General features: G+C 71.7%; 8 protein-coding genes. 2 read left to right on the forward strand and 6 right to left on the reverse strand.

Features of this window, described 5'->3' with window-relative positions; translation table 11 throughout:
- Positions 1-72 precede the first annotated feature (72 nt).
- Positions 73-435, reverse strand: a complete 363-nt coding sequence (locus D7V88_RS34435; RefSeq protein ID WP_120544850.1) for a cupin domain-containing protein — start codon at positions 433-435, stop codon at positions 73-75.
- A gap of 30 nt (positions 436-465) precedes the next feature.
- On the opposite strand from D7V88_RS34435, the gene D7V88_RS34440 reads away from it, so the two are divergent.
- A complete protein-coding gene (locus D7V88_RS34440) occupies positions 466-1,095 on the forward strand; it encodes a phenylalanine--tRNA ligase beta subunit-related protein (RefSeq protein ID WP_120544851.1) in 630 nt (209 codons plus the stop codon).
- 6 nt (positions 1,096-1,101) lie between these two features.
- Here the strand turns inward: D7V88_RS34440 and D7V88_RS34445 are convergent, their stop codons facing one another.
- Positions 1,102-1,608, reverse strand: coding sequence for a gluconokinase (locus tag D7V88_RS34445; RefSeq protein ID WP_120544857.1), 507 nt, complete (start codon positions 1,606-1,608; stop codon positions 1,102-1,104).
- A gap of 186 nt (positions 1,609-1,794) precedes the next feature.
- On the opposite strand from D7V88_RS34445, the gene D7V88_RS34450 reads away from it, so the two are divergent.
- Positions 1,795-2,613: a hypothetical protein gene (locus D7V88_RS34450; protein WP_147448975.1), complete on the forward strand. Its 819-nt coding sequence runs from the start codon at positions 1,795-1,797 to the stop codon at positions 2,611-2,613.
- Positions 2,614-2,619: 6 nt separating this feature from the next.
- Here the strand turns inward: D7V88_RS34450 and D7V88_RS34455 are convergent, their stop codons facing one another.
- The 4 genes from D7V88_RS34455 to D7V88_RS34470 all read right to left on the reverse strand — a co-directional run.
- Complete coding sequence (locus tag D7V88_RS34455; RefSeq protein ID WP_120544853.1) at positions 2,620-4,698, reverse strand: neutral/alkaline ceramidase; 2,079 nt, start codon at positions 4,696-4,698, stop codon at positions 2,620-2,622.
- 276 nt (positions 4,699-4,974) lie between these two features.
- Positions 4,975-7,026 (reverse strand): ATP-binding protein, encoded by a 2,052-nt coding sequence (locus D7V88_RS34460; protein ID WP_244238544.1) that lies wholly within the window; start codon positions 7,024-7,026, stop codon positions 4,975-4,977.
- A gap of 203 nt (positions 7,027-7,229) precedes the next feature.
- The gene (locus tag D7V88_RS34465) at positions 7,230-7,898 is read right to left on the reverse strand and encodes an acyltransferase (RefSeq protein WP_120544855.1); all 669 of its coding nucleotides are present in this window, start codon (positions 7,896-7,898) and stop codon (positions 7,230-7,232) included.
- Positions 7,899-7,928: 30 nt separating this feature from the next.
- Positions 7,929-9,686: histone deacetylase family protein (locus tag D7V88_RS34470; protein WP_372241147.1), on the reverse strand; the 1,758-nt coding region annotated here is incomplete at its 5' end.

Consider the following 9,686-nt stretch of genomic DNA (forward strand, 5'->3'; position numbering starts at 1 on the left):
CCTTGCACCCATCCAGGCAGGCAGGCCCCCGTCCGGGATTCCGCCCTCCTTGGAACGCCAGCGCCTGCGCCCTCAGGAGTCCCGGTGCACGGTGCCCGGGGAGAACGCCGGGGTGCAGATGGCCACGTACTCGGCGCCCTCCTCTTCGGGGGTGCTGTAGCGGACCCACTCGCCCGGCTCGCACACCACCGTCTGGCCGGCGTGCACGTCCATCACCCCGCCCTTGTGCTCCACGCGCAGCGTGCCCGCGAGCACCAGGGTGATTTCTCGGAACTCGGGGGTCTGCCCCGGCTCCTCCCACCCACCCGGGCTGCGCATGTGCGCGACGCTGATGTTCTGCGTCTTGGAGTTCATCCGACCCACGTACTCGTCGATGAGCTTCGGCTTGTTGCCCACCGCCGTCACACGGATGGGCTTGGGGATGAGCGTAGGCATAGGGGTTGTCCCAAAGCATAGAGTGGCGCCGTGCTGACCGTCGACACCCATCCCCTCCTGGACCTCGTCGCCTTCACATCCACCTTTCCCGCCCCCCTGGGAGAGCTGCCCGCGCCCGAGTGGCTCCAGGCCCTCCTCCGGCCCGGCGCCACCGCTCCCCTCCAGAGCGACGACGCCGTGCGAGGCGCCGTGCGGGACCTGCTCCGCCACGGCGGCTACAAGCCCACCGGCCGGGGCAAGCCAGCCTCCGAATACCTGGTGCGCGCGTCCGGGGACGGCTCGCTCTCCACCATCAACGCCGCGGTGGACGCGTGCAATGCCGTGTCGCTGCACAGCGGCCTGCCCATCAGCGTGGTGGACCTGGACCGCGCGCAGGCGCCCTTCCGCGTCGCCACCGCCATCCAGGGCGACCGCTACGTCTTCAATGCCTCCGGGCAGGAGATCGACCTGGAAGGCCTGCTGTGCCTCTTCGACGCGGCAGGGCCTTGCGCCAACGCGGTGAAGGACGCCCAGCGCACCAAGACGGACGGCTCCACGCGCCGCACCCTCACGCTGCTCTGGGGCACGAAGGAACTGGCGGGCCGGAGCGCGAACGCCTTCGCTTGGTACCGCGAGCTGCTGGAGCGCCTGGGCGCCACCGTCGAACACCCGGTGCCCTGAAGCGGGCTACGCGCGCTTCGCGCCAGGCGCCAGGCCCAGCCCGTCAACGATGCGCGCCACCACCACGTCCGGAGGGGGCGTCACGTCCACGGAGAGCGCGTCCTCGGGCGGCTCCATCGCGGCCAGTTGGCTGACCAGCAGCGCGGCCGGCATGAAGTGGCCCACGCGGCGCTGGAGCCGGGCCTGGATGACCTCGGCGGGAGCGTGCAGGTACACCCAGCGCTCGCGCGTCGCGTCCACCGTGAGCTGCTCGCGGTAGGTGCGCTTGAGCGCGGAGAACGCCAGCACCAGGGGCTCCTGTTGCGCGTGCGCCTTCTCCAGTCGCGCGCGCAGGAGCACCAGCCAGGGCTGCCGGTCCGCGTCCGTCAGCGGGGTGCCCGCGGCCATCTTCCGGCGGTTCTCCGCCGAATGCAGGTCGTCCGCGTCCTCGAAGGTCCACCCCAACCGGTCCGCGAGCGCCCTGCCCACCGTGGACTTCCCGGTGCCCGAAACGCCCATGACGATGACCACCATGCCGTTGCCGCCTCCTCGCGCGCGCTCCCCCATGCTGCGACCTTCCCGCGTCCGATGCCACGCGAGAAGCACCGGCGGGGAGCGCACCGGACACCGCGTATGAGCGTCCGCTGCTCAACGCCCGGCCTCCCGTCCCCGATGCGCGTTTCACGTCGCGGCGGGAAGCCCGCTACCCTGCGCGCCATCATGATCATCGTAGGAGCAACACCCGGCCGGGCCTTCGTCCGCCTCCTCCTGACCCGTGGTTTGCTGTCGCTGGTGGCGCTCGCCGCCTGCCGCGACCCGGCCGCCGCCGCGGGCACCGCGCTCTTCGTCACCACCGAGTTCGAGCCCTCGCTGAACCTCACCCAACTGCGCGTCTCCGGCACCGTGGCGGGCGGCATGGACGTGCCCGCCTCGATGATTCCCGAGGCCGCGGACCGCACCCTCCAGAGCGGCGAGACCTTCCGCGTCCTCTTGTCCGACGCCGCCGACGGCGCCCAGGCCACCGTGCGCGTGGAAGGTCTGCGCAATGGCACCGTGCTCGCCACCGGCGAGGCCAGCGCCACCGTGCGCGACGGCTACGAGGTCGAGGTCACCGTGAAGCTCGCGGGTGGCAACGGGACCTTCTGCGTGGACTGCAAGGACGGCTGCTGCCGCGACGGCGTGTGCACCAGCGCCACCTTCCGCACCTGCGGTAAGGGGGGCGTGGCGTGCTCGGACTGCTCCAGCCTCAAGGCCGACTCCTGCACCGCTCAGGGCACCTGTGGCTGCGGCAACGGCCCGGCGTGCGGCCTCAACGCGGGGTCGTGCTTCGCGGGCCGGTGCATGTGCGGCTTCGGCGGCGCGTGCGGCCCGGGACTCGCGTGCATGGACGGCGTGTGCCGCTGCGACCCGTCCACCTGCGCGGGCTGCTGCGATGGCAACAGTTGCCTGGACGGCAGGGACAAGAACCAGTGCGGCAAGGGCGGCCTGGATTGCGAGAAGTGCGACAAGAAGTGCAACGCCGACGGCTCCTGCGACTGACGCCCGCTACCGCACGGTGAACGGGCGCGAGTTCCCCGAGTACGGATGCACGCGCCCGTCCCAGCCGGACTTCCAGTTGCCCTCGTGCACCAGCCGGTACGTCCCCGGCGCCGTGTCCGCCGGGATGGGCCAGTCGATCCGCGCCAGCGAACACGCGAGCGTGGGCACGCAGTACTCGCGCTGCCAGTGGTACAGCGCGCCGCCTTCCCCGTCGTGCGCCACGTCCCGCCACGTCCCGTCCGCCAGCCGCCGCTGCACGCGCAGGTACGTGCCGCCCGTCTTCAAGTCATTGCGCGGATGCCCCGCCCAGAAGGTGGCGCTCGCCGTTTCACCCCGCGCGTACGCGGGCTTCGCCTCCTCCGCGACGTCGCCGAAGTCCACCCACAACAGCTTGTCGTCGAACACCACGCCGGGCTGCAATCCCACCACCGCCTTGCGCAGGTCGCGAGGCGTGGGCCCCGGTGGCACCGGCGTCCCGTCGCGCAGCGCCCCGGCGAGCCCCGTGAAGGACTGCTGGAGCGCCGCCAGCGTCCACGGTCCGAAGTGCGTGGACGCGCCCTCGTAGTCCTGGCGCGCGTACTCCTCGCGCGTGGCCACGTAGCCCGAGTACGCGTTGGACAGCCCCGCGATGACCACGTCCGTCACGCCCGTGCCCTGCAACTGCGCGAGCACCGTGTCGCGCAGCCTCCGGCCCGCCATGGTGGTGAGCTCGAAGGGCACGGCCACCAACGCCAGCGGGCCCACCGTCACCAGTTGCAGGGGCAGCACCTCCGGCGTCCACGGGTAGGGCTTCATCCCGCCCATCTCCAGCACGATGGGCTTCTCCGCCTGGCAGGGCGTGGTGACCACCGAGCAGGTGAACTGGTTCCACAAGTCATGCACGGACTCGCACGTGGCGCCCTCCGCGCCGAAGCCGGGGCCGTCCTCCGCGCCCGCCAGCATCGACACGCCGATGGACGCCGGACACGTGCGGCGGCGCGCGCCGTCCGTGAACGCGGGCGCCACGTCCACCGCGTCCATCTTCACGTAGGTGTGCCGGTAGTCCACGCCGCCCAGCACCGGCATCGCGGCGGTGGCCCACAGGTGCGCGGCGAAGTCGTACTGCTTGCGCGCGGAAATGGCCGCATCCTCGAAGTCGTTCGCGCCGCCGCCGTTCGTGCCGCCCAGGATGTTGGAGGTGACGTCCCCCTCGTTCGAATTGGCGAAGGCCGCGACGAAGGTGTCCGGCCCGCCGGGAAGCAGGCCCCCCTCCCCCGCTTCGAAGTAGCGCGAGGCCAGCCCCTTGTTGTCGCCGCTGATGAAGGGGTTGGTGTTGCCGAAGGACGTGGCGTGCACCGCGAACCAGTTGATGAGCCCCACCTCGTGACCGTCCGCGCGCGTGAAGCGGAGCAGCGTCATCCGGGGGTCCACGTCGTCCGGGTAGCGGGCGCGCTCGGACTCGGGGTTTCGCAGGTAGGCCTCCGGGGAGCGGTTGGCGCTCGCACCGCGCAGGTCGCCCGAGGACAGGCGCAGCGAGCCCTCGGCCAACCGTGCGTTGGCGCGCAGGATGGAGTCCACGATGCCGGAGACGATGGCCTCGAAGTTCTGCGGCACGAAGCCGAAGGTGGTCAGGTTGTAGAGCGTGTAGTGGCTGTAGCCGCCCGGCCCCGCGTGCGTGTGCGTGGCGCTCAGGAGCACGTTGTCGTTGGAGTAGACGTCCCCCAGCTTCGCGCGCAGCCGCTCCACCACCTGCTGCTTCACCGCCTGGAACAGCTCGCCCAGGTCCGCGCTGACGACGGCCACGCGGCGGCCATTGCACGGCGAGGCGATGACGAACGCGCGCGAATACAGCCGCAGGTGGATGCCCTCCGTCTTCTGCGCCACCTGCGCGTAGCCCATCATCCCCACCTCCGCCGCGGGGCCGGTGATGTCGGAGCGCGCCGCGCCCATCAGGAAGGTCGCGGAGTCGGAGCAGGCGTCCGCGTCCGCCACGGGGCTCGCCGCGCTCGCCGTCGGCCCCAACCCTGGCTGGCCCGGTCCCAGCGCCAGCAGGGTGCCCAGCAGCAACCCGAGCACGGGAGCAAGACGAGCGGTCAGCGTGCGCATGGCATCCTCCAAGGCCGTCCGGGCAGGGGGCCCTCGGGCAGGCGTCATCGGGCGGGATTCCCCCTCACCGCGATGCAAAGCCCCAGGGTGGACCCATCGCACCAGGGAAGGCAGCGCACGCGGGGGCAGCCGTCCGACGCACCACACTCGAACACGGGAGCGCGGCGGTTTCAGTCCACTTCGCGGCAGCGGCACGGGGGCCTGCTTCCACGCAGGGACGTGGCCCCGGTCATTCCGGGAAGAAGGGTGCGCTTATCCCGCGCGGACGGTGGGACTTCAGGCCACGGGGGAGGTGACAGCGCCGGGCACCGCGGAGTGCAGGGCCACGCGGAAGGTGGCGCCGTGGTCCGGGACGGACTCCACGCTGATGCTGCCGCCCAGCGCGCGCACGATGGTGTCGCAGATGGACAGGCCCAGGCCGGTGCCCTGCCCCGGCACCTTGGTGGTGAAGAAGGGGTCGAAGATGCGGCGCAGGTGCTCCGGCGCGATGCCACGGCCGGTGTCGCGCACGTCCACCACCACCTGGCCTTCGGCGTCCACGCGGGTGATGAGGCGGATCTCGTGCTCCTCCGTGAAGCCCTCCGGAATCGCGTGCGCGGCGTTGATGACCAGGTTGAGGAACACCTGAAACAGCTTGCCCTCGTTGGCGCGCACCGTCGGCACGTCGCCGTACTGCTTCACCAGCCGGGCGCGCGGGCGAATCTCACTGGCCGCCATCTGCGTCACGGAGTCCAGCACGCGGTGCACGTCCACCGGCTCGTCGTGCGAGTCGTCCACGCGGGAGAAGACCTTGAGCTGGCGGACGATCTGCCGCATCCGCTCCGAACCCTCGCGCGCGTCGTCCAGCACCTGCTGGTACTCCAGCAACTCCTCGGCCCCCAGGGGACGGGGCATGGGGCCCAGCGCGCGGTGCAGGAACTCCAGGTTGGACAGCACGTAGGACAGCGGGTTGTTCAGTTCGTGCGCGATGCCCGCGGCCAGCATGCCCATGGACGCCAGCCGGTCGCCCAGCATGAGCTGCGCCTGCATGTGCTTGCGCTCGGTGAAGTCGCGCGCCACGGTCACGCGCGCGGGCACCCCGTCGAAGAGCACCCCCAGCGTCACCAGGTCCGCGCTCACCACCTGACCATCCCGGCGCACCAGGGGCACTTCGTGCGAGCGGGCCGCGAGCCCCCCGTCCTGCGCTTCTTCCAGATGGCGGCGCGCCACTTCCTGGTCCTCGCGCCGCACCAGGCCCAGCAGGTGCCGGCCCAGCAGCTCGGCCGGATCCTGGTAGCCCAGGTAGCGGGCCATGGCGGGGTTCACCGACAGGAGCATGCCGTCCGTCGTGTGCACCACCACGGGGTCCGGGAAGCCTTCGATGAGCAGGTGGAAGCCCGCCTCCGTGCGGCGCAGCGTGGCCTCCGTGCGCACGCGCAGCGCATCCGCGGTGTGCTGCTCCAGCGCCAGCGACAGCGCGCCCGCGGCACCGGCCAGCAGCTTCAGCTCCACGGGCGACCACAGCCGGAGCTCATCGCAGTTGTCGAAGCCGATGAAGCCGAACGGCTCCCCGTGCACCGTCAGGGGCAGCACCAGCAGCGCGCGGATGCCCTGCGCCACCAGCACCGGCGTCGTGCCCTCGCCGAAGGCCTCCGGCGGGCCCTGCACCGGTTCGCCGCGCGTGAGCTCCATCCACTGGTTCAGCCGGAAGGCCTCGTCCACGGGCCACGCCTGCGTGTCCGGGCTCTCCAGCTCACGCGACACCCCGGGCGCGGCCCACTCCGCGCGCTGGGACTGGAGCATCCGGCCGGCGCCGTCGCGGTGGAATTCGAAGACGTAGGCGCGGCTGGCCCCCGCCACCAGACCCAGCGGCTCCAGGATGGCGTTGTACAGGTCGCCCGTGGCCTCCGGCGCGAGCAGCCGCCGCTGCACCTCCACCATGGCGCCCAGGTAGCGCTCGCGCGTGGCGGCGGCGTCCTCCGCGAGCCTGCGCGGGGTGACGTCCACCAGCGTGCCCAGCACGCCGCCCAGGCGCTCCGGGTCGCCCGTCGCGGACACCTCCACCCAACGGGGCTGCGTGCCACTCGCGAGCCGCAGCTCCAGGCGCGCCGGTGAATCCACGCGGGCGACGGCCGTGCGCAGCAGCGCGCGAGCCTGGTCACGGTCCTCCGGATGGAACAAGTCCACCAGCGGGCGGCCCTTCCACGCCTCCGCGGGCGCACCCACCAGGCGCTCCCAGGCGCGGCATGTCAGGACCAGACGGCCCGCGGCATCCAGTTCGAAGACGACCTCGCGCAGCAGGGAGCCGGCGCGCTGGAAGCGGCGGGTGTCCACGAGGTCGCTGGACATGGAGGCCTGTCCAGGCGCGGCGCCGCTCCCCGTTTCGCGTTGCTCCTGCGACACCGCGGCCTCCTCCACGGATGAAACGGACCAATACATGAATAAGAGGACAACCCACCCGGTTCGCCCGGGCAACCGTCCCCTCTCCGTTTCACCGCGAGCCCAAGCATAAGTCGCTCGAATGTTTCAAAGTCAATGGACCCACCCTGTACTCAGGGATTCCCCTCAGTATCCGGAGGATCCCAACCCCCCGTGATTCCTGAGCGAGGCCGCTGGCGACGGTCACCGAGCAGGCGGGCCGGTGCACCTCCAACGATGGCCCAGGGGGGCACATCGCGGGTGACGACGGCGCCCATCCCGACCACGGCGTGATCTCCCACGGTGACGCCGTCGGTGATTCCGGCGTTGGCGCCCACCCAGACGTCCTGACCGATCACGATGCCCTTCGACGTGACGGGCTGCCCACGCACGGGACGATCCGGGGCGAGCCCATGGTCGAAGGCATAGAGCGTGGCGCCGCTGGCGATGCGGGTGCCCTCTCCGATGCGGATGCCGGCCACGCCACCATCCAGGCTGACGCGCGCGTTGAGGCTGACGTGAGGGCCCAGTTCCACCGGTCCGTGCACGAAGACGTCCGCGGCGATGCTGCACCCGGGGCCGATGCGCACGGTGCGTCCGGGCTCCGCGAAGATGCGCGCCTCCGGGGCGATGAAGCACCCTTCGGCGATCTCCACGGTTTCCAGTTCACGCAGCAGGTCCTGCACCTCGCGTTGCCACGCGTGTGCCCACTCATGGTGGCGCGGCTTGAGGACGAAGTAGAGCCACGGCATCCAGGACAACCGCAGCTTGTGCTGTTGGCGGCGTTGCGCTTGGAGATCCACGGGCCCTGACTACCACGGCACGGGTGGGTGTCAGGAAGCGGCGGGCACCACGGTGAAGTGACAGCGCTCGCGCTCCTTCGCCACGGCGTCCGTGTCCATGGGCACGGGTTGCAGGCGGCAGAGCATGTCGTCCGGCTCCCACGGGTACGGCTGGCCTTCCAGGCGTACGCGCCCTTCGGCGACGGCGCGGGTGGCCTCCACGAGGGGCAGCCCGGCCAGGTCGCGCATCAGCGCCTCGAAGCGGCCCTGACGCTCCGGGGTGGAGAAGCGGAAGCGGCTCCGGGCGACAAAGGCCAGGTGGTACCACATGGGCCGGAAGGCCAGCCCCGCGAGGTCCAGGCGCTGGGCCATGGTGAGCAGCACCTCCGTCGTCTCGCGCGACAGGCCCAGGCCGGGCACGTCCTGGCCGGGGAGCTGCGGGCGCGTGTCGCTGAAGCGCGCGCGCGGGTGGCGCAGGCTCAGCCAGTTGGCGAAGAGGAAGGTCTCCCCCTGGAGGACCTTCTTCTCCAGCACCGTGTCCGACAGCAGGTGTTCACGGCCGCCCGCGTGGCCCAGCACCATGATGCGGTCGCCGGTGCCTCCGGTGGAGGACACCTCCACGCGCAGGCGGCTGTAGCCCAGGCGCTCCGTGTACGAGAGCAGGCCGTAGCGGAAGAGCGCGTACTCGATGCTCTGCGCGGTGTAGTGGCCCAGCACGCGAGGCTGCACCTCGGGGCCCAGCCGCAGCGGGCCCTCCAGGTCCTCCAGCGTGATGGGCTCCTCGCCGGGCGCGAGTCCGGAGCCGGAGCCCGACTCGTGGGTGAGCAGGTGGGCGATGCGCCGGAAGCGCGCGCTCAGGGGGTCGTAGCGCGCGGTGATGCGCTGGTGGCCCAGGCCCGCGAGCACCAGCACCGTGCCGGCGAACAGCTTCCAGGATTCAGCGTGGTAGCCACCGCCGGGAAGCCACACGCTGGCGCGGCCACGGAGCGCGGAGGCGATGGCCACATCCCGCTTGCGCGCGCCCGCGAGCGTGATGCCCACGCGCCCGAAGCGGTCCCCGTGCAGCACGTCGCCCCCGGCGATGACGAAGGTGAGGTCGGACGCGGGCATGCGCGACAGCAGGTCCTTCACCTTCTGCACATAGGTGGCGTCGTCGCAGCCGTCCGGCACGCGCGTCTCGTCCACGCCCGGGGGCAGGGTGCCCCAGTCGCTGCCGGACACGGAGCCGATCCACACCTTCGGCTGGCCGGCCAGACACGCGGCGGTGCCATCCGGCGGGTGCGCGTCCAGGTCCAGCACGGCCACGGAGCCGTCGAAGCCCGCGGCGCGCAGGTCCGCCACGGCCACGGCGATGTCGTTGACGGTGCAGAAGCCGCCGCCCCGCTCCGGCCGCGCGTGATGGAAACCGCCGGCCATGTTGACCACGGGGCCCTGGCGCGCGACGGCCAGCCGGGCCGCGCCGAGCGTGCCGCCACACACGAGGCGCACCGAGTCCAGGAGCGCGTCCACGGCGACCTCCGACGGGTCGGTGGCGTAGATGCGCGCGAGCGTGGCCGGGTCGGAGAGGGATTCCAGGTAGCGGGCTTCGTGCACGCGCGCGAGCTGCGCGTAGGACACCGGCACGGGGTGACGGACATCCGCGGCGCGCACCACGCCGGATTCCAGGAGGTACCAGGTGGTGAAGTCGGTGGTGCGCGGCTCGATGCCCACGGAGGACTCGATGCCGGACAGGGGCAGGCGGTACGCCTCGTCGTAGAAGACGTGGACGCGGCCACGGCCCAGGCCCAACCGCCACAGCCAGCCCTGGAT

Origin of the sequence: Corallococcus terminator (assembly GCF_003611635.1) — a bacterium.
In the GTDB taxonomy this organism is placed as follows: domain Bacteria; phylum Myxococcota; class Myxococcia; order Myxococcales; family Myxococcaceae; genus Corallococcus; species Corallococcus terminator.